This window comes from Prevotella bivia DSM 20514, from assembly GCF_000262545.1.
Taxonomy (GTDB): domain Bacteria; phylum Bacteroidota; class Bacteroidia; order Bacteroidales; family Bacteroidaceae; genus Prevotella; species Prevotella bivia.
Genome location: NZ_JH660660.1, coordinates 1,242,078 through 1,262,610, shown reverse-complemented (window position 1 = coordinate 1,262,610; position 20,533 = coordinate 1,242,078). Strand labels below are relative to the sequence as shown.

Here is a 20,533-nt window from a genome sequence, read left to right as displayed (position 1 = left end):
ATACAAAAACATCAATGAAAACAAAAAAAAGATATGCCGGACTTAGTGATCAAGAAGTACTTCAAAGCCGAGCGAAACATGGAGCCAACCTCCTTTCTCCGCCTGCAAAAGATCCGCTTTGGAAACGATTTATAGCTAAGTTTGAAGACCCGCTCATCATTATTCTTCTCGTTGCTGGTGTTTTATCCATAGGTATTTCCTTTTATGAATACTTCGGACTAAACGAAGATATGCGTGTTTTCTTCGAACCAGTGGGCATTTTCTTGGCTATTCTCCTTGCCACAGGTATGGCTTTCTTCTTTGAGGAGAAAGCAAATAAGGCTTTCTCTATATTAAATAAGGTGGACGACGACGAACCAGTAGAGGTTATCCGTAATGGTAATACCACCAAAGTGCCTAAGAAAGACATTGTGGTGGGCGATATTGTTATACTTAATACAGGTGCTGAAATCTCTGCCGATGGCAAGCTCCTTGAGGCTATCGCACTAAATGTGGACGAATCAACCCTTACTGGCGAACCAATTTGCCATAAGAGTATCCACACTGACGACTTCGATCCAGATGCTACTTTCCCTACCAATTATGTACTAAGAGGTACAAAGGTAATGGAAGGACACGGCATCTTCCAAGTGGAACGTGTGGGCGATGCTACCGAAAATGGTAAGGTTTTCGTAGCGGCACAGATTGATAACCATGTGAAAACTCCCCTCACGGAACAGCTCGACCGATTAGGTCATCTTATAACCGTAGCTAGTTATGTTATTGCCGCTCTAATCCTTATTGGACGAATGGCAATGTACTTTCTAAACTTTGATTTCACTTGGATATCATTCATTCAATACTTCCTCGCCACTATAATGATCTGCGTTACACTTATTGTTGTAGCTGTACCTGAAGGCTTGCCAATGGCTGTTACCTTGAGTTTGGCTTACTCTATGCGCCGAATGCTCAAAACCAATAATCTTGTACGCAAGATGCACGCATGTGAAACAATGGGGGCTACTACTGTTATTTGCACAGATAAGACAGGTACACTGACACAAAATCAGATGCAAGTACACCAGATGCACGTATGTGGCGATAGTGCAGAAAAACTCGGTATCATAATGGAAGGCATTGCTGTAAATACTACTGCAGAGCTAGATCTTACAGATGCTCAACATCCTCAAGCCCTTGGCAACCCTACAGAAGGCGCACTTCTATTGTGGTTGAAAGCTCAAAATAAGGATTATCGCACTTTGAGAAAGGATGCTGAAGTAATAGACGAAGTACCTTTCTCTACCGAACACAAATATATGGCTACACTCGTGAAGTCGAGCTTTATGTCTGGGAAATATGTACTTTATGTGAAAGGTGCAACAGATATTATCCGCAATAAATGCAAAGATGTAATGGGCAACGAGTCGTGGGATACTATTCGCGATCAACTACTTACATGGCAAAACCAAGCTATGCGCACCCTTGGTTTTGCTAACTATATCATCAACGATAACAACCCTATTCTTCAAGAGAAGCACCCTATAGAAAAACTCATAGGTAGCTTTGATGGAAAAGAAAATGGGCTCACCTTTCTTGCCATTGTAGCCATTGCCGATCCTGTTCGCCATGAGGTACCTGCCGCTATTAAGGAGTGTCTCAACGCAGGCATTGATGTTAAGATCGTTACAGGAGATACTCCGGGAACAGCAAAGGAAATAGGACGACAAGTGGGATTATGGACAGATAATGCTAATGCAGACAAGCACATTATCACAGGTACTGAGTTTGAACAGCTCACTGACACAGAGCTACTAGCATGCGTAGAAAACTTGAAAATCATTGCGCGTGCCCGCCCAATGGATAAAAAAAGATTAGTAGAAGCCCTTCAAACACGCAATCAGGTAGTAGCCGTTACGGGCGATGGCACCAACGATGCACCAGCATTAAAGGCTGCACACGTAGGGCTTTCAATGGGCGACGGTACGAGTGTGGCAAAAGAAGCATCCGACATTACAATTATCGACAACTCGTTTAAATCAATTGGCCGAGCAGTAATGTGGGGACGCTCATTGTATCAGAACATTCAACGCTTTATCCTATTCCAAATGACAGTGAACGTAGCTGCATGTCTTATCGTATTGGCAGGTGCATTTATGGGTACACAAAGTCCGCTAACGGTAACACAAATGCTATGGGTAAACCTCATTATGGATACCTTTGCTGCTATGGCTCTAGCTTCATTACCACCCTCAGAACAAGTAATGAAAGATGCTCCACGCAAGCGCACAGCCTTTATCATTGATAAGTCTATGAAGCAGAGCATTCTCTTTATGGGAGGTACCTTCTTCGTGTCCCTACTCGCTTTCTTGTTTATCTTGGAAAACTATTCTGTATCACATATCCTCGATTTAATCCATTTCAACGACCATACAGATAAGGGAATGACGGCTTACGAACTTAGCGCTTTCTTCACTGTTTTTGTTATGCTCCAATTTTGGAATATGTTTAATGCACGTGCTTTCCATACAGGGCGAAGTGCTTTCCACTTAAAAGATTGTAAAGGCTTCCTATTTATAGCAGCCTTTATCCTCATAGGACAAATAGCCATTGTGCAACTTGGCGGTGAAATGTTCAATGTTACTCCGCTCAGCTTTATCGATTGGGTACTCATCATTCTTAGTACCTCCTTCGTTTTATGGTTTGGTGAAGCACTTAGGTTGATTAAGAAGTAAAACAAAAAAAACGGACAAGATGATCTATGTAAAACCGATAGATGATCTTGTCCGTTTAAAAAGATGACCTTTTGCTCTGTAATAGGTCATCTTTTACCACGTAAAAGGTAAGCTTTTAGAGAGCAAAAGCTTACCTTTTATTTTTCTATATTTGAAGCAATCGTAAAAGCCTGAGCACGAGCAGGTTTCCCCGTAGCTGTCATAGGTATAGAAGCCACTTGCTTAATGAGTTTGGGTTGCCAATATTTTGGTAATATTTGTTTACATATAGTTTCTACTTCTGTTATATTTTCATTCTCTGTTAGCAGTACAACCACCTCTCCAAACTTCGTATCATTGCGCTTAGTGATAATATAAGGCTTTGTAAGCATTGGTTTGAGAAGTGCCTCCACCTCTTCTATTTGTATTTTTACTCCTCCCGAGTTAATCACATTATCTTTGCGCCCAAGCACACGGAAAATAGTTTTTCCTGCTACATTCTTACTAATTTCCACTCTATCGTTCGTTGTTAGCATCGCCTGACATACTAAAGGAGCATTGATCACAAGACATCCATCATCTGTTGTAGCTATTTCGACACTTTCGAAAGGTTCATACCAACTGCTAGCATCCTTTCCACTAAGGCGACGTAACGCCACATGCGATAACGTTTCTGTCATACCGTATGTACTCCACACAGCATTTGGAAAAGCTTTTAAAGTATCTGCCATTTCATCATCTACCGCTCCCCCACCAATAATTAAATGTTTAATAGCAAGCAAACGTTCACGCTCTTTGGGAACTTCCAACGAATTTGCAACTTGCAAAGGAACCATTGCTGCAAAAGTTATCTCATCGTCATCGTTTGCACTTCTCAACGCTTCGTCGGATAGTGGATGCCCAGAAGGCTTCACATTGATAATTTTCATACCACGTTCTATACCTCGCACCACCATCATCTTACCAGCAATAAAGTCGAGTGGCATACACAGAAGAGCCTTATCTCCTTGCTTTAAACCCAAAAAATCGCAAGTTATCTTTGCAGAGTTGAGCATACGTTGCTTCTCTATAAGCAGTGGTTTAGGCTTTCCTGTTGATCCACTAGTATGAACAAGAACCGTAGGTTTGCTATTATTCCATTCGGCAAGAAATTCTTCTAAAGTCATTGGTTTTATTTTTTTAGACATTGATAAGCAATTATCAATTAGATAACACATTAGGCGGGCAACTCTCAATTCTCAATTCTCAACTCTCAATTCTCAATTAGATAAAGTTTTTCCCCTCTTATCTCCAATGGCATTGGGATATTATCCGTAAATAATTGCCCTGTGCCTAGACCTTGTGGTAGGATAATGTTAGATCCATAAATATCCGCAGCCAACTGTGCAATAGCATTTAAGCCTACATTGCTCTCTAGGGCAGAAGTAATCCATGAGCCAATGTTGCGCTCATTGGCTAGCTTAATCCATTCACGTGTACCCATCATTCCTCCATGTAAGCTAGGTTTAAGAATGATATATTGTGGCTTAATGATATCTAATAAATGTTGTTTCTCATTGAGATTATTTACCCCTATGAGTTCTTCATCTAGCGCAATGGGCAATGGTGTGTTTTGGCAAAGTGTAGCCATCTGCCGCCATTGATGTTGCCTGATAGGCTGCTCTATCGAATGAATATCATATTTAGCCAAAGCCTCTAATCTTTCCATTGCCTCTGCTGATGTAAAACCACCATTAGCATCTACACGGAGTTCTATCTGATCTTTGGTAAATGCTTCACGGATATGCTTGATAAGCTCCAACTCTTTGGCAAAATCAATAGCACCAATCTTTAGTTTTACACAATGAAATCCAGCCTTGAGCTTCTCCTCAAGCCGCTCGAACATCTCATCAAAAGTACCCATCCATACAAGACCGTTAATGGGAATACCTTCTTTCCCTTTCCCAAAAGGAGTATCAAAGAAATCCAAACTACCTCCTCTTTCATATTGCTTCAGTGCTGTTTCTAGTCCGAAAAGCATGGAAGGATAAGGTCGCATAGCCTCATAATCTATCTTTCCTGTCCGTTCTACTTCATTACAGAACTGACGTAATAATCGTTCATAATCTGCATCTGGCATAGCATCACACGACAGATCAGGCAATGTAGCACATTCGCCAACACCTTTCACACTAGGAGCAGCCGTATCAAACACCGTAACATAGTAACTCTTCCTCGTTCTATACACACCTCTCGAAGTTCCAGCAGGCTGCTTAAAGTGTAAAAGCTTTGATGTAATATTAATTTTACACATAACTTTCCTATTAAAGACAATTTATAAGACAAAGTAACAGAGTAACATAAAAGAAACGACAGCCACACTGTCTCTTATGGGAACTGTGGATATTTATCAAAGTCGGGCTTACGCTTTTCAAGGAAGGCTTGTCCCCCTTCGTGAGCTTCTTCCATAGTATAATAAAGCATTGTAGCATCGCCAGCAAGTTCTTGGATACCAGCCTGACCGTCTAGTTCGGCATTCAAGCCAGCCTTTATCATACGAAGAGCCAATGGAGAATGTTCCATCATACGCTCTGCCCATGCCACACACTCATCTTCTAGCTGATCGAAAGCCACTACTTTATTCACCAATCCCATCCGTTCTGCCTCAACAGCATTGTATTGTCGACACATAAACCATATCTCGCGTGCTTTCTTCTGTCCTACGATACGCGCCAAATAGGAAGCTCCAAAACCTGCATCAAACGAACCTACACGTGGCCCCGTCTGTCCGAAAATAGCATTATCGGAAGCTATAGACAAGTCGCACATTACATGCAGCACATGCCCCCCACCTATAGCATAACCATTCACCATAGCAATGACAGGCTTTGTCAAGCGGCGTATCTGCATTTGCACATCAAGGACATTCAAGCGAGGCACACCATCATTGCCAACATAGCCACCTTGTCCCTTTACGTGCATATCACCCCCCGAGCAGAAAGCCTTATAGCCAGCACCTGTCAGAATAACCACACGGATATCCAATGCTTCACGACAATAATTAAAAGCTTGCGACATTTCCCACACTGTGCGTGGAGTAAACGCATTACGATAGCGAGGACGATTAATCGTTATCTTCGCTATATGATTAAATTCCTCGAAGAGAATATCCTCAAAGTTGAACCCTGCAATGGATTTCCAATTTCTTTGTACCATGTTTTTTTTTGGAGTTAAAGGAGCTATAGGAGATAGTGTCAAATGTTCCATCTCTATAACTCAAATTATTATTTTATTTATTTTTCTTCTTTCAACTGTCGGTAATATTCATTCATTACACGAGCATCTTCGTCGGCATTGGTGAATACTTCTAATAGTAACGGACCTTCATGCGCTTTCACAAACAGTTCCATTTGCTGGGATAAATCTTCCCTACTATGCGCACTTTGGTATTTCAATCCGTATGATTGACAGATTCCTTCTGCCGATGTTTGATGACCTGCAGCGATATACTGATTACAATAAGGCGAACTGCTAGGGCCTAGCATCTGATGGAAGATACCACCACTACCATTGTTTAGCAACAACACCTTTAAATTTTTCTTAGGATAAGTGTTCCAAAGCGCATTGTTGTCATAGAAGAAACTAAGGTCGCCTACCACACAATACACTTGTTCATTGTCAGAAGCTTCAAGCGAATAACCCACTGCCACCGATAAACTTCCCTCAATACCATTCACACCACGATTTACATGGATATATTCCTTAGAGTAGATATTACCTAAGCGCACAGATGAGCTATTGGCATAAAACAACGCACGCTTGCCCCTCTGTCTGCTTAAATAGGTATGAAAGGTCTTAGCTGCAAGCATTTGGGAATAATCAGGACAGAAGTTTTCTGCATGTTGAGATGCTTTCTTCCTAAGTTCTGCCCACTTTTGGTAATAATCGTTTGTCGTACGCTGTTTGCAATGAGCCGCAAGTAGCTGAACAAACATAGCAGGGTAAGCCTGAATAACCCAAGAAAGGTTCATAAACACATCTCGCACCTCGCCATGCTCGTCTATGAGTACGGAGTTAGCAGTCTTTGCCTTACGTAAGTATTGCTTTAGACGCTTGCTAACAATTGTACCACCAAAATAAAGAATAAAGTCGGGCAGATAATCCTCATCGCCAGCTATCATCGCCAGCATTTCATCGAGTTGTAGAGCTGTTGAACCGTATGCTGTTGAAAGTTTTTCTTGCAATACCACATAATTTTGCTCTATCTTCGCTATATCTTTAGATAAAGTTTGAGCAACGCCAGCATCCAACTGTCCAATAACAATTACGGGTTTAGTGGCTTTATCAAGTTTTGTAATCAAATCTTTTAACTCACTTTCATTACTCATTGCCGAGCCAAAGGAGATATAACGCTCATCAGGAAGTTGTGCTACAGTATATTCATAAAGCGGTTCTGTAAGCGGAATATTGATATGAACAGGACCGCCACCGTATGCCTTTACCTTATTCAAAGCCTCATTGATCACACGATTGCAATACCATCGTTCTTCTTCCGTATGCGGCTCGATAATATTCACACTTTTTCTCACGTGTGGTTCCAGCGCATTTACCTGTTGCAGCGTTTGCCCATCGCTCTGCCCTATCCATTGTTGCGGACGGTCGGCCGACACTACTATCAACGGAATATTGCGATAATAAGCCTCAGCTACGGCAGGAGCCGCATTGAGCAATGCCGATCCTGATGTTACGCATAACACTACGGGAGCATCGGTAGCCTCAGCTATACCAATCGCCACAAATCCAGCCGATCGCTCATCGGTAACGGAATAACACTTCATTTCGTTACACTCCACAAGATTATGCACCATGGGCGAGTTACGCGAACCAGGACAAAGTACAGCACACTGCACGTCGTGGGCTATCAGCAATGAGGTGAGGATATTTACATTTTCCTTATTACTATACATCGTTTATTTCTTCCTTTCTACAGCAAAAGCTTACGCATCGTTTGCAATTTTGCTTCTGTCTCCTTCCATTCACTTTCCACACAGCTTTCTGCTAGCAGCCCTCCTCCAGCATATAGTCTACAGCTATCTTTCATAATCTGCATACAACGAAGCGAGACATAAAGATGCGTTTCTCCTCCCATATTGAGCGATCCCACAAAACCACTGTAATAACTTCTATCCATACCTTCGTTTGCGATGATAAACTCCTTTGCCTTTTCTTTCGGAATACCACATACTGCTGGCGTAGGATGAAGATCGGCTAACAAGTCGCCAATGCGCTGCTCATTGCGAGGAATAAAAGAAATATCCGTACGCAAATGAGCGAGATTAGCAGCAACAGCAGTATAGGGATCGCTCACATTTATCGTATCGGCATATTTCGCCAAACAATTCAAGATATATGTAGACACATACTCATGCTCTTGTTTATTCTTTTCCGACCACTCCTGCTCTGCCTCTGTCTTATGCATCGTACCAGCCAAAGCCATCGTTTGCCAAAGTTCGCCTTGTTGTTTTTCTAATAATATTTCAGGCGTAGCCATCAACCAAGTACCACTCTGTGGTGAACTCACAAGAGCGATGTGTTGACAAGGATACAATTGGCATGCCGTAAGAAACAACTGTTCAAGGTCAAACTCGCATACTTCCACTTTAACGAAGCGTGCTAAAACAAGCTTCTGAAAAAGTTTCTCCTTTAAGGCTGTGTGAAAGGTATTAAAAGTATAAAGATAATGATCGGCTATGTTTGAAACTTCCGATAGTTTCAAATCATTCAAAGAAGCAGAAAGTTCTAGCCCACATCTAGTTACTTCTGCCTTTTCCATTAACAAGATAGGATGTTCTTTACTCGCTATAAAGGGGGCAAAGAGAAACCCTTGCTTACCGTTCAAAGCTTTGAGATCATATATTTCTGTGGGATTGCTTTCCTGATAATAAAACGTACAATGATCGGCAAGGGGCAATCGGCTAACGGCAAACATTCCCTTCGATGCGCAATGGGTTAAAAATAATTCGTGAAATGAAGGCATTATCGTTTACATTTAAGCATCAAAATAATCCTTATTCCTTATTATTAGGAACAAGATAATTGGTTACCTGAATAGTAGAAATCAGCTCGTCATTCTGATTTTTCACATCCACATGCCAAACATGCAAAGTACTACCCTTATGAAGAAGTTTACCGTATGCCGTAACCACATCACCCACAAAAGCAGCCTTTACATGGCTACCATTCACATTGATACCCATAGCAATATAGCCTGGACATGCCGCCATAGAACCTACACCAGCCAAATTTTCAGCCAATGATAATGAAGCTCCACCCGCTAATACTCCAAAGGGTTGTTTATTCTTCTCACATACAAGCATCTTTGCTTGCAACGTATCAGGCTCAGGGGTGCAGATAAACTCCATTCCAAGCGAACGTGTCAGTCCATCATCACCCCTCATATTATTCCAGAAATTTGAAATATCCATAGTTTTTTCTATAAAAATTGAAATATTATGCCTAATTTCATAAACTCCATCAGCTAGAAATTAATCATAACAGATATACAAAGTTACTAATAAAATCCAACTTTAACAAATAAAAAAAGTCATGTTTCCATGCTCAGAAGCAAAACTTCGTTGCATGGAAACATGACTTTCTTCTATCCTTCACAGCGTTAGCCTTATAATGCGTTGTTACTGTGTCTAAAAGTTTGGTAAGACTTGCCTAAGATCTTGCACGATACCGAAGCCACGCCTTATAAACCATATGCCACCACCTTGAGATGGGTCTTCCCCATACTGTTTCTGAAGGAAAATCAATCGCAAAATGTAAATTGCGATATAACTCTAAAAGATATTGAGCATAGACTGATTTTCCTCTGAATTTAAAGCGCGTATCATAAAATCCAAAGTTTCCTGCTAATACTATTTCTTTTTCTAGCATTTTACCTATACGCGCATTAGGCTGCATCAATAAATATTTATCCTCCAACCCTAAGCTCTCCTTCATGATATACATCACTCCTGTGGCAAATTTAAACATATTTACCCGCTTTATCACCTCAACGATCTGTCTCTTCTCTTCCTCGGTAAAGCCTTGTTTCAGTAGATAGAAATAATCTACCATTTGCCTAAGCCCTATACCTTCAAAGAAAAAATGATGCATTAAATGAGACAATTGAAAAACACTGTCAAAGTCTTTTGTAAAACAATTGATGCTTCCCAAATTATCAGGGAGTGCTTTTTTATTCTGAAATTGTAGACTTTTCTTTGAGTCAAAAAAAGTCCTTAATCTCCATTCATAAAATAAGTTTCCCATAAAGGAGGGAAAGAAGTGAAGCTCTACAGGAGTTCTAAGAAATTCTATTTCTATATGATGATAGCCCAACTCTGCTTTGGGGTTAAGTTGTCGTGCTAATTTAATGACATCTACGGTATCTGCATCTGTCCAAACATCTATATCTCCTGGCTGTCGCACCCATGGGTCAGGATACATCAGAGCGTTAGCCTGCCCCTTCATAATGCAGGTATTGATACCATATTTTTCTTTAAAGTCGAGCGACAATTTATTAGCATCCTGATATACTTGCCTATTTAGTTTTACGATCTCATTATAATAAGCATAAAATTTCATAATAACTGCCACACTAGGCTTATAGGCACTATCCTTCAATCGCTCTATACCTTTGAAAAGAATACCTAATATTGCTTGCTCCTTACCAAACTGATATAAACCTTCCCAATCCATTTCTTTAATAAAAGAAGGAATATCTTGCTCATCTTTGAGACAATATTTTATAAATTCAAAATAGAATAAAGTTTGTTTAGTAACTTCCACTTGTCTCTACCTCCTTTGTATGTTTCTTTGCAGGAACTCCCGTATAAAAAGCATCTGCTTCTGTATCACTCAAGAGAATACTTCCTGCACCTATTCTCACATTATCAGCTACTTTCAAATATTGCGCCACAGCAGCATTTAGTCCTATAAAAACACCATTGCCCATAACCACTCCACCTGAAATTCTTACGCCAGGCATAATAGCATTGTAACTACCTATCCGAACATCATGTCTTAACGATATATCACCATTCAAAATATTGTAATTACCTATCGTTACATTACACGAGATAGTACAATGAGGGCAAATAATGTTACCTTCTCCTATAACATAGTTATTTATATCCCAAAACTCTACCGTAGGGTCAATGATATTCGGATATGATATTTTAGGATTAACAAGATTATCTCTTATCTTTTTATACACTTTGGGGTTCCCAATAGCAATGACAACATTCAATGGAGAATTATATTCATTCAGTTCCTTTATACCGCCTAAGACAACGCCCTCATCAGTTTGAGTTCCTGCGGGTATCCCATCGTCATAGAAGCCTATGAAATCCCATTGTGGAACATTTCGCACCTCGTTTATTCTTCGAATAATACAAGCTACTTCACGTCCCATTCCTCCAGCACCAAAAATAGCAATCTTCCTCATTAATTATTTCCGTTGAACGGCTCCATCGTTACACTCCCCTCATGCGAAATACCTTCTCTGAAGAAAACCGACTTTAGTGTTAACCATATAACTTTAATATCTGTAAACAGAGACACATGATCAACATACCACACATCATATTCAAATTTTTGCTTCCAACTGATAGCATTCCTGCCATGACACTGTGCCCAACCAGATATTCCTGGGCGCACCTCATGTCTACGTGCTTGTTCTGAGGAATACAAAGAAAGATATTGCACCAAAAGCGGACGTGGTCCTATCAATGACATATCGCCTTTCAACACGTTAAAAAACTGTGGCAACTCGTCTATCGATGTTGAGCGAACAAACTTTCCTACCCTAGTCAGCCTATCCTCATCGGGCAATAGATTTCCCACCGCATCGCGCTCGTCGGTCATTGTTTTATACTTTATCACCTTAAATATCTTTCCTCCTTTTCCTGGGCGCTCTTGAAAGAAAAAGGCACCAGCTCCCTTATTGGCAAAGTGTAACCAAATAGTTACTACTAGTAATATCGGACTAATACAAACAAGCGCAAACAATGCTATACAAAAATCTATTAGTCGTTTAAAGAAATGCTTATACATCTTATTTTTTATGCAACAAATTTTTGTATTCCGCTAATAGAGCCTCCCACACTTGTTGTTGTTCATATCTATCTTGTATCATCTTTCTAGCACAACTAGCCATTTGCTGAATAGCAACTTTATCTGTAAGGAAATATTGCATTGCGTTCAATAAGGCTTCCTGATTTCTCGAAGGTATAATAATTCCGTTCGTACGATCTTCTATAATTTCATTACACCCATTGATGTCAGTAACTATTGATGGCAACCCCATCGCCCCTGCCTGCATCACCACATTAGGGAAACCTTCTCTATAACTTGGAAAGACGAGAGCATCGGAGGCAGCAAGATAGGGACGAACATCTTTCTGCCAACCTACAAACTTTACATCTTCAGATGTTCGTAAGAAAGCTTCTTTACCCTCCGTAAGCGAATCAACCTCCGACTCGAACGAACCAACAAGAATTAGTTTACATTTTCCTGCTAACAGCTTCATACATTCAGCCAATTCGTTCATACCTTTGTCTTTTACTATACGTCCTACAAATATAAAGGTAAAATCCTCTGGCAAAAGTTTTAAAGCTTTTCTTATATCTTCCCGACTAGTTCCTACAGCTTCTTTCGAAAAATAAGTAGTGTCAATACCATTGATATTTCCATTTAGTATTACTTTCAGCGGCTTATTCGTAATATGATCTTCTTGTAAAGCCTTCAGCACTCCCTGTCCTTCAGGGATTACCTTTGTAGCAAACCTACAAGTAAGTTTTTCCATACCCATTAGCAACGCTTTAAACATTCCAGATGCGCCTTGATAGCGTAAGCCTGTAACCGTATAAACTCTGTTTGGTATACGAGCAGCCCAACTAGCTACCATCGAGAGTAAACTCCCCTTAGGTGTATTGGCATGCACGATCTCTGGTTTTTCTTTCCTGAACAACCTATAAAGCATCCACAAGCACTTAACATCCGCCACAAGAGAAATCTCCCTATGCATCGGTATTTCCACAACTCGAATCCCTTCTCGTTCAGCCACTTTCTGCAGCAATCCTGTATTATTCGATACTCCCACAACTTCAAACTCACTGCTCAAAAACTTCATTTGTCCTTTGATTAGCGTATCCAGACTAACGTCTGATGTCGTCACACGGAGCAACTTGGGTTTTCTATTCATCTATTTTATTTTTTCGACAATGACAAACACAATTCTATTTATCAGCAAATATGTCGTGAAAAGCCGATACTGAATGATTGCAACGACATACACGACAAGGCACGACTCAAAAGAAACTTTCGTGAAAAGTCGATGCTGAATAATTGCAACGACATACACAACTAAACACAACCTAAAAGAAACTTTCGTGGAAAGTCGTGAAAAGTCGATGCTGAATAATTGCAACGACATACACAACTAAACACAACCTAAAAGAAACTATCGTGGAAAGTCGTGGAAAGTCGATGCAAAAATAATAGCAACGACATACACAACTGAACACAACCAAAAAGCAACTGTCGTGGAAAGTCGTGGAAAGTCGATGCAGAAATAATAGCAACGACATACACGACAAGGCACGACCTTACTTGGCATTACTGTGCAATGCCGATGGTCCTAACCGACGCTCGAACCTTCTATCTCCACCAAAGTTTAGGATATAACCAACATCCTTCCCTGTACATATAAGGTAGTTGATAAGTTGTGCTGTATGTTCTTTATTAATCATTGATGTCGCTTTAAGCTCTAATATGATGCAATCTTCAACAACGATGTCAGCGATAAAAGAGCCTACATTCAGTTGTCCTTTATACATAACAGTAATAGGTTTCTGCTCTTCCACTTGTAATCCAAGAGTCTGTAACTCATACACAAGTGCTTTCTCGTAAACTTTCTCTGCATAACCCACTGATAGATTTCGGCAGACCTCATAGAAAGCATCTACAATTAACTTAGATATTTCAGGATAAAGCATGCTCATAATGCACAAATATTAAATGCTAATACTATACTTCGGCAACAACATACACAACTGAACACAACCTAAAGCAATTGTCGTGGGAAGTCGTGGAAAGTCGATGCAAAAATAATAGCAACGACATACACAAATGAACACGACTTAAAAGCAATTGTCGTGGGAAGTCGTGGAAAGTCGATGCAAAAATAATAGCAACGACATACACGACAAGGCACGACTCAAAAGAAACTGTCGTGGAAAATCGTGGAAAACCGATGCAGAATGATTGCAACAACATACACAACTGAACACGACTTAAAAGCAATTGTCGTGAAAAGTCGTGAAAAGTAGATGCTGAATAATTGCAACGACATACACAACTGAACACGACTTAAAAGCAATTGTCGTGGAAAGTCGTGAAAAGCCGATGCTGAATGATTGCAACGACATACACAACTGAACACGACTTAAAAGCAATTGTCGTGGAAAGTCGTGGAAAGTAGATGCTGAATAATTGCAACGACATACACGACTGAACACAACCTAAAAGAAACTGTCATGAAAAGTCGTGGAAAGTAGATGCTGAATAATTGCAACGACATACACGACTGAACACGACTTAAAAGCAATTGTCGTGAAAAGTCGTGGAAAGTCGATGCTGAAATAATAGCAACGACATACACAACAGAACACGACTTAAAAGCAATTGTCGTGGAAAGTAGATGTTTATATTAACGAACGATAAATGTCGATGTACCCTTCTACCATCTTATTCACATCAAACTCTAGCGCACGTTTATAACATCTATCAGCCACTGTATGATAATAGTCTTTATCAGTATGCAATCTATCTATGATCTTAGCCAGGGCTATAGCATCTTTATGAGGGAAAAGTATTCCGTAATTCTGTGTCACTTCACGCAGTCCATCCACATCTGAAGCGATAAATGGTTTGCCAACACTCATTCCTTCAATATTGGATAACGATAAACCCTCTCTGTGGGAAGACATAATCACCACATCAGCTGCATGCAAAATATTAGAGACATCTTTACGAATACCAAGTAGTTTTACACGGTCTTTGACACCTTCTGTCTCTATCAACGTCTCCAACTCCTTTCGCCGAACACCATCGCCTACCAACCATAGTTCATATCCATCTGTCAGGTTAGTCATAGCTTTTATCACCGTGTCTTGATCCTTTTCATATCTAAACCCTGCCACCATTGCTATAACAAACTTACCACAATGAGGATATAGTTCCGATGCAGGTTCAGCACTATGAAAATCCTCCACGTTAACACCATTGTTTATCACTGCGACATCATCCATTCTCCTCCCAAGATAGGTCTCCATTGCCTGCTTAGCCTGATCAGCAATACATACTATCGTGTCATAGCGTCCATACAACCAATTATCAAACCATTTAAGATGTCCTTTTTCACGTCTACGATTTGACGAACTATGTTCTGTAGTTATCAACTTAGCCTTACTGCCTAAACCTGCTATCGCTGCAAAAAATTGTGGGGCTGTATTATGTGTATGAACGATATCATAACGGTGCATAATCCTCCACAACTTCAATATATAAATAGGGTTATATGTCTTACCACCAATAGAGAAAGAAAACACTCTACAACCAGACCTATCTAATTGCCGCTTAAAATCCGTATCCTCTCCACTAAAGAGTGCCACATCCACATCATAACCGAGTGTACGTAGCCCAAGAATTAATTCCATAACCACCTTTTCCGCACCACCAATGTGCATAGAGGTGATAACCTGTAAGATCTTCATCTTATCTTTTTGCTTTATCTATCAACCGTTTCACCACAACTTCTGGTGCTAACCATTGTTCATAATATGCCCTAGCTCCCTCTTCTAGTTGCTTACGATAAGTCTCATCAGTGTTTATCTTCACCACTGCATCATAAATTTCATCAACAGAATGAACAAAATGAATATGCTTACCATGCTCCATTGGTGCTGGCATTTCCCTTAACAACGGAGTAGAGATAATAGCCTTACCCATACATAGATATTCAGCCAGTTTCCATCCATGACAGCCGCAGACACTAGGTGTATTAAACACCACTACGCTTTCTTTTGTCTTCGTTATGTAATCATCCATCGAAAGACGCTTATCATAGATAAAATCCTTATATTCCTCTTTATACTTAGGATAATCAGGCATTTCTTTCAATACTGCTTCACCTCCGACATAAAAAAGTCCACCTTCTATCTCAAGTCCTGCTCGCTGACAAGCTTTCAGAAATTCGCCACGATATTTATTCGTGTCTGTTGCAGCAAACTCATTATACCAAAGTGTGGAAGCATGGAAGATATAATTTTTACGCACAATGATAGAGTTCTCGTAATCACTAATCGGACGACGACGAATATTTGTATATAAATAATCCTTTAGACAAGTTTTAAAAGGAATATTTGTATATTTTGCTCCTTTCAAATAAAGTCTAACACACTTTAGTACAGTAGCTAATTGAGAACCTAATGTAATTCCACACTCTGGACCAATAGGTATCAATTTATCATACTGCCTAACTTGTTCCTCTGTCGGATTTACCATTCCATATACATCGCACCATTCATAACGGTCTTTGAAAACCTTCGCTACGTCTTCCGTATCTACAAAAACTTTCTTTGTAACATTGCCTTCCTTTATAATAAAGCCAAAACCACTATTATAGTCAGGGGTATCCTTATAGGATAAGCCCACAAAAGGCATAACATTATATTCTATACTACCGCCAATTTGTTGCAAGCCTAGCAAATACCAAGAAGCATAATTGTATTTTAATCGCGGATCTACTGTAATGTGCATAATTATCTCCTTACATTTTTAAGATCACGGTTATGCATTAACCACCCTATAGGCATAAATATATTCCAAAGTATAGACAGTTTAGGAATTTCCGCATCTTTTTTTTTCAAGCATTGCCGAAATCGCCAATAATTAATTGCAGAACGAATTTTCCACTTTAGCGGAATATCATACGTTGTCATCTCTTGATAAGTCATCATAGAAGCTATAGGGCTATTCATTCTTGCCTTTGTTATTCCAGCAGTTATCCCCCCCTCTTGATATTCTGCTAAATAAATAACTTTGTCAAAATAACGCATCTTATATTTTGCACCAATTCTATTCCATATAAGCACTTCTGGACAAAACTTCTCGCCTCGTATTTCAGGAAAAGGAAATTCGCGTAGAACATCCGTCTTAAATATTTCCTTCATATCACCTTGAATACCAATACCAAAACGAATACCCATATTCGTTCCATCAATATACTTAACTATTTCACCGCTAGACAATTTAATTTTTTCCTTAATCAATTTTCTAGGGAAGCCTGACCCTATGACTACCTCACTCTCCAAATATCCATCTAAACCACAAACACCTGCATACTGCTCCTTATTATATATATTGTGCCAAACATCAATAACATCTTGCAAGGCAAAAGGAGGAAGAATATCATCAGAGTCTACTATAAAAAATAATTCTCCTTTAGCCTCTTTCACTCCAAAATTAATAGCAGAATGTTTACCCCCATTCGCTTTTTTAAAATACCTAATGACAAACTTATTACTACCGTCTGTCATTATTTGCTTCATAAGTTCTCCCGTATTATCGGTACTGCCATCATCAACAACTAACCACTCAAAATCTTTAAAACTTTGATTACATAAACTATCATACAATCGTTTAAGAAGATTTCCACGATTATAAGTAGGTGTAAAAACCGTTATCATCATCTGAAGAATTTATCAATAGTGTACCTTTCATCATATTCGTACTTCTCATAAGTACTGCCATCTCCTGCTGGCTGACCATTCGTAAGAAAGGTTTTATAGGGTACGTTGAAGGCGCGCCAAGCTAAGGTAATACGAAAAAAGAGTCCAAAAAATAGTAATATCATCGCAGGCTTTAACCACTTAGCAACATCTTTTCTATTACACAAATAGGTTGTCATATAGATAATTCCTGGCATAAAATACCACCCCAAGCGTCCTCCTTGCCCAAATCTCATAAATAGTAAGAGAAGAGCACAGAATACATAAGACATATTCAAAAACACAAGCGTTTGTTTCTCTTTGTTTATCTTTCCATAATTCATAAAGAAAATTGAAATAAAAGCAACAACTTCTATAACATATTCTATTCTAAACCCTTGATCTTGATCCATATAATTTTGCGCTTTCCCTGATGCTGTAACACCACTAGATAGTAAAGCATTAGGAAGAGGGGTCAAACCTACTATCAAGCAAAGTAACAAGACTGTTATTACAAAATTTTTACTATATTTTTTTTGAGGTATAAAATACATCGGAAAGAAAATAAGAGCTGACCCATGAAAGCTATAAGCTAACAACCAAAAGCAAAAGAAAGGTAAGAATTTTCTTTTAACGATATACTTTACCGATAAAAATGTAAAACCGACTCCGATAACCTGCCTCAGATAAGTCATAGAAAAGTAATAAAGTAACCCTAAGAATACTATACACGCTAACGGGTAGTCATCTAGGTATTCCTTAAATGCTAGAAAGAAAAGTACATAAATGGCAATTGTTGTTATAAGAATAAAAATATACCGATTTTGAGTTATATATGAGAGCAATATCTGCCAAAAAAAATAACCATATTCTTTACCTCCCACAAGGTATATAATCTTATTAATATTAGGAGAACTCGTATGTTGAAATTCATCAGCAATTGTATCAAACACCTCTCCATATATATATCTATCGTATCCGCCTATCATATCTCCAAGTCCCACAAATAAAGCTACATACAAGAAGAAAAAGCTAAGAACTACTGAAGATTTTCTAAGAAAAGAATTCTTTCTTGATAGTATGTAATAAATAAAGGCTACTATAAAAACTAATATATATATCAACATAAAAATATTTTATCAAAATCAAACTTTTTCTATAGTAGAAAAGAATATTATTCTTCTAGTCTACGTGTCTATTTTCTGTATATTACAAACGTTTTGCTCCATGTAATCGACACAAACATAGATAAATCCATTCTATGTTTGCTCCACAGAGGAAGATATTTGATTTTCTGTTAAAACTAAACCGTGTTGGGTATAACTGCATCCTTTTAAGCTGCTCTAACGCTATTTTAATCTTTTCTATAGGATACCTTGTCTGAAACATAGAAAAGAGAAAACCTGCTACATTAAGATTTAAAAGTTCTATGATTCGCTTTTTTAATTCTACATCAGAAATACTTCTAATAATCTCTTGTATTTCTTTTTGTGCTAAAAGAGTATCATTAACATTTCGTTCAACACTTTCAATACTCCTATTATGCAGTGTAGAGAGTGTGTTCCCCTGAAAGTAATCATAACCATATATAGATGTTAATAACATCTTTTCACAAGGCAAAATAGCATATAAATTAAAAAGATTATCTTCTTGGTTCACAAGATTTGGGTTCATTTTCACCCCATGTTCAAAAAGAAACATACGATTAAAAACCTTATTCCATAGATATCCACAAAAAGGTTGCTTTAGTAAGTATTCTTTCCCAGAGATCATCTTCTCTTTTGGGGTAGCAAATTCTAAAGAACCATAATTATCTAAGTCCCCAAACCTTTTAAAACCCATAGCTATTATCTCTAAAGAAGGTTTTTTCTCTATTACTTCTATCACCTTTTCAACCGCACCTTCTGGCAACATATCATCTGCATCTACGAACCAAACAAAATCCCCTTTCGCACGATCTAACAAAAAATTACGCTCTGCTCCAGCCCCCATATTTTTATTATTAAAAACATATATGAAATCATATTGTTGAGCATAGGCAATACATACTTCTGCACTTCTATCAGGGCTACCATCAATACCTAAAAGAATCTCTATATTAGCATACTTCTGAGACAGTATAGAATCTATACATCTAGCAATGTATTTTTCTACTTTATATACGGGAATTAAAAAAGATAACTTTACCATTTTACTTAAAAATGCTTAATATCGATTGTATCTCTTTATCCTGTCGTTTTCTCCAATAACGAAGTATAAACCTAAAGTAATAATATAATTTGGCAAGTTTTAAAGGAGTATTAGCCATATATTTACTTAATACATAGAAATGACTTTCATATTTTATTTTCAGTTTTTCCAACGTATCTTCCATACTTTTTCCCTCTAAATGAATTATCTGTGGAGTATTGATAATATGTCGAACTATATGTTGTTTATGCATCCGATATTGTAGCTCTCCTTCTTCACCATACAAAAATATATTTTCATCAAAGCCACCTACCTTATCAATTACAAACCGAGGAATAAACATATCAGCGCCACATAAACATTCTACATCGTGTTCTTTATAATCAACAGCAATATATTTTTTTAAACATAACTTTCTTCTAAGAAACTCCGTTATTGTAAATGCTGGAAAATAATGAAAAGAAGGAGAATATCTCCCATCTTTATCCTGTAGATAACAACCTAATACCATATTAGGATGCAACATAGCATATTCGTAAAACAAAGATATTGCATTATTGAGAATAATTGTGTCAGAATTCAATAAAAACACATATTCTCCATGAGATGCTCTTATGCCTATGTTATTTGCTCTTCCAAAGCCTAAGTTTTGATCATTATAAATATATGTAATGCTATCATCTTTTATGAAATGCTCCTTCGAACCATCAGTAGAAGAATTATCCACAACTACAATTTCATAAGATACTCCAGAAGTTTGCTGTCTTATACTGTCAATACAATCTTGAGTAAGATCCTTTGTATTATAATTTACTATAATTATAGAAACATTTATGTTCATATTAGTTATTTATT

Annotated in this window: 18 protein-coding genes; 1 reads left to right on the top strand and 17 read right to left on the bottom strand. The window is 38.4% G+C overall.

Annotated elements, in window-relative coordinates; genetic code table 11:
* Window positions 1-14: 14 nt before the first annotated feature.
* Window positions 15-2,711 (top strand): calcium-translocating P-type ATPase, PMCA-type, encoded by a 2,697-nt coding sequence (locus PREBIDRAFT_RS07685; protein ID WP_004338636.1) that lies wholly within the window; start codon window positions 15-17, stop codon window positions 2,709-2,711.
* Window positions 2,712-2,848: 137 nt separating this feature from the next.
* Here the strand turns inward: PREBIDRAFT_RS07685 and PREBIDRAFT_RS07680 are convergent, their stop codons facing one another.
* The 17 genes from PREBIDRAFT_RS07680 to PREBIDRAFT_RS07600 form a co-directional block, all read right to left on the bottom strand.
* Window positions 2,849-3,856, bottom strand: coding sequence for an AMP-binding protein (locus PREBIDRAFT_RS07680; RefSeq protein WP_004339597.1), 1,008 nt, complete (start codon window positions 3,854-3,856; stop codon window positions 2,849-2,851).
* An 86-nt stretch (window positions 3,857-3,942) separates the two neighbouring features.
* A complete protein-coding gene (locus PREBIDRAFT_RS07675) occupies window positions 3,943-4,983 on the bottom strand; it encodes an o-succinylbenzoate synthase (protein ID WP_004338638.1) in 1,041 nt (346 codons plus the stop codon).
* A 74-nt stretch (window positions 4,984-5,057) separates the two neighbouring features.
* Window positions 5,058-5,885 (bottom strand): 1,4-dihydroxy-2-naphthoyl-CoA synthase, encoded by an 828-nt coding sequence (gene menB / locus PREBIDRAFT_RS07670; RefSeq protein ID WP_004338639.1) that lies wholly within the window; start codon window positions 5,883-5,885, stop codon window positions 5,058-5,060.
* Window positions 5,886-5,962: 77 nt separating this feature from the next.
* A complete protein-coding gene (gene menD, locus PREBIDRAFT_RS07665) occupies window positions 5,963-7,636 on the bottom strand; it encodes a 2-succinyl-5-enolpyruvyl-6-hydroxy-3-cyclohexene-1-carboxylic-acid synthase (RefSeq protein WP_004338640.1) in 1,674 nt (557 codons plus the stop codon).
* Window positions 7,637-7,653: 17 nt separating this feature from the next.
* Window positions 7,654-8,706, bottom strand: coding sequence for an isochorismate synthase (locus PREBIDRAFT_RS07660; RefSeq protein WP_004339595.1), 1,053 nt, complete (start codon window positions 8,704-8,706; stop codon window positions 7,654-7,656).
* 31 nt (window positions 8,707-8,737) lie between these two features.
* Entirely contained in the window at window positions 8,738-9,154 is a 417-nt protein-coding gene (locus PREBIDRAFT_RS07655; RefSeq protein WP_004338642.1) for a PaaI family thioesterase, read from the bottom strand.
* A 238-nt stretch (window positions 9,155-9,392) separates the two neighbouring features.
* Window positions 9,393-10,505 (bottom strand): nucleotidyltransferase family protein, encoded by a 1,113-nt coding sequence (locus PREBIDRAFT_RS07650; RefSeq protein ID WP_004338643.1) that lies wholly within the window; start codon window positions 10,503-10,505, stop codon window positions 9,393-9,395.
* The gene (locus PREBIDRAFT_RS07645) at window positions 10,492-11,163 is read right to left on the bottom strand and encodes a NeuD/PglB/VioB family sugar acetyltransferase (RefSeq protein ID WP_004338644.1); all 672 of its coding nucleotides are present in this window, start codon (window positions 11,161-11,163) and stop codon (window positions 10,492-10,494) included. The genes PREBIDRAFT_RS07650 and PREBIDRAFT_RS07645 overlap by 14 nt, the downstream gene beginning before the upstream one ends.
* On the bottom strand, window positions 11,163-11,771 hold the full coding sequence (locus PREBIDRAFT_RS07640; RefSeq protein WP_004338645.1) for a sugar transferase: 609 nt from the start codon (window positions 11,769-11,771) through the stop codon (window positions 11,163-11,165). The genes PREBIDRAFT_RS07645 and PREBIDRAFT_RS07640 overlap by 1 nt, the downstream gene beginning before the upstream one ends.
* Window position 11,772: 1 nt before the next feature.
* Window positions 11,773-12,921: a glycosyltransferase family 4 protein gene (locus PREBIDRAFT_RS07635; protein ID WP_004339593.1), complete on the bottom strand. Its 1,149-nt coding sequence runs from the start codon at window positions 12,919-12,921 to the stop codon at window positions 11,773-11,775.
* Between the two features lie 403 nt (window positions 12,922-13,324).
* The gene (locus PREBIDRAFT_RS07630; protein ID WP_004339591.1) at window positions 13,325-13,720 is read right to left on the bottom strand and encodes a GxxExxY protein; all 396 of its coding nucleotides are present in this window, start codon (window positions 13,718-13,720) and stop codon (window positions 13,325-13,327) included.
* 702 nt (window positions 13,721-14,422) lie between these two features.
* A complete protein-coding gene (locus PREBIDRAFT_RS07625; RefSeq protein WP_004338078.1) occupies window positions 14,423-15,493 on the bottom strand; it encodes a glycosyltransferase in 1,071 nt (356 codons plus the stop codon).
* Between the two features lies 1 nt (window position 15,494).
* Window positions 15,495-16,538 (bottom strand): glycosyltransferase, encoded by a 1,044-nt coding sequence (locus PREBIDRAFT_RS07620; protein WP_004338079.1) that lies wholly within the window; start codon window positions 16,536-16,538, stop codon window positions 15,495-15,497.
* A gap of 2 nt (window positions 16,539-16,540) precedes the next feature.
* The gene (locus tag PREBIDRAFT_RS07615) at window positions 16,541-17,470 is read right to left on the bottom strand and encodes a glycosyltransferase family 2 protein (protein ID WP_004338080.1); all 930 of its coding nucleotides are present in this window, start codon (window positions 17,468-17,470) and stop codon (window positions 16,541-16,543) included.
* Window positions 17,467-18,615 (bottom strand): EpsG family protein, encoded by a 1,149-nt coding sequence (locus PREBIDRAFT_RS07610; RefSeq protein WP_004338081.1) that lies wholly within the window; start codon window positions 18,613-18,615, stop codon window positions 17,467-17,469. The genes PREBIDRAFT_RS07615 and PREBIDRAFT_RS07610 overlap by 4 nt, the downstream gene beginning before the upstream one ends.
* Window positions 18,616-18,697: 82 nt before the next feature.
* Complete coding sequence (locus PREBIDRAFT_RS07605; protein WP_004338082.1) at window positions 18,698-19,678, bottom strand: glycosyltransferase family 2 protein; 981 nt, start codon at window positions 19,676-19,678, stop codon at window positions 18,698-18,700.
* A gap of 1 nt (window position 19,679) precedes the next feature.
* Window positions 19,680-20,519, bottom strand: a complete 840-nt coding sequence (locus PREBIDRAFT_RS07600) for a glycosyltransferase family 2 protein (RefSeq protein WP_004338083.1) — start codon at window positions 20,517-20,519, stop codon at window positions 19,680-19,682.
* Window positions 20,520-20,533 lie beyond the last annotated feature (14 nt).

Bases quoted from the DNA above. Each gene is read 5' to 3' on its own strand.
- PREBIDRAFT_RS07685 (WP_004338636.1), top strand. From the start codon at position 15: ATGAAAACAAAAAAAAGATATGCCGGACTTAGTGATCAAGAAGTACTT.
- PREBIDRAFT_RS07680 (WP_004339597.1), bottom strand. From the start codon at position 3,856: ATGACTTTAGAAGAATTTCTTGCCGAATGGAATAATAGCAAACCTACG.
- PREBIDRAFT_RS07675 (WP_004338638.1), bottom strand. From the start codon at position 4,983: ATGTGTAAAATTAATATTACATCAAAGCTTTTACACTTTAAGCAGCCT.
- menB (WP_004338639.1), bottom strand. From the start codon at position 5,885: ATGGTACAAAGAAATTGGAAATCCATTGCAGGGTTCAACTTTGAGGAT.
- menD (WP_004338640.1), bottom strand. From the start codon at position 7,636: ATGTATAGTAATAAGGAAAATGTAAATATCCTCACCTCATTGCTGATA.
- PREBIDRAFT_RS07660 (WP_004339595.1), bottom strand. From the start codon at position 8,706: ATGCCTTCATTTCACGAATTATTTTTAACCCATTGCGCATCGAAGGGA.
- PREBIDRAFT_RS07655 (WP_004338642.1), bottom strand. From the start codon at position 9,154: ATGGATATTTCAAATTTCTGGAATAATATGAGGGGTGATGATGGACTG.
- PREBIDRAFT_RS07645 (WP_004338644.1), bottom strand. From the start codon at position 11,163: ATGAGGAAGATTGCTATTTTTGGTGCTGGAGGAATGGGACGTGAAGTA.
- PREBIDRAFT_RS07640 (WP_004338645.1), bottom strand. From the start codon at position 11,771: ATGTATAAGCATTTCTTTAAACGACTAATAGATTTTTGTATAGCATTG.
- PREBIDRAFT_RS07635 (WP_004339593.1), bottom strand. From the start codon at position 12,921: ATGAATAGAAAACCCAAGTTGCTCCGTGTGACGACATCAGACGTTAGT.
- PREBIDRAFT_RS07630 (WP_004339591.1), bottom strand. From the start codon at position 13,720: ATGAGCATGCTTTATCCTGAAATATCTAAGTTAATTGTAGATGCTTTC.
- PREBIDRAFT_RS07625 (WP_004338078.1), bottom strand. From the start codon at position 15,493: ATGAAGATCTTACAGGTTATCACCTCTATGCACATTGGTGGTGCGGAA.
- PREBIDRAFT_RS07620 (WP_004338079.1), bottom strand. From the start codon at position 16,538: ATGCACATTACAGTAGATCCGCGATTAAAATACAATTATGCTTCTTGG.
- PREBIDRAFT_RS07615 (WP_004338080.1), bottom strand. From the start codon at position 17,470: ATGATGATAACGGTTTTTACACCTACTTATAATCGTGGAAATCTTCTT.
- PREBIDRAFT_RS07610 (WP_004338081.1), bottom strand. From the start codon at position 18,615: ATGTTGATATATATATTAGTTTTTATAGTAGCCTTTATTTATTACATA.
- PREBIDRAFT_RS07605 (WP_004338082.1), bottom strand. From the start codon at position 19,678: ATGGTAAAGTTATCTTTTTTAATTCCCGTATATAAAGTAGAAAAATAC.
- PREBIDRAFT_RS07600 (WP_004338083.1), bottom strand. From the start codon at position 20,519: ATGAACATAAATGTTTCTATAATTATAGTAAATTATAATACAAAGGAT.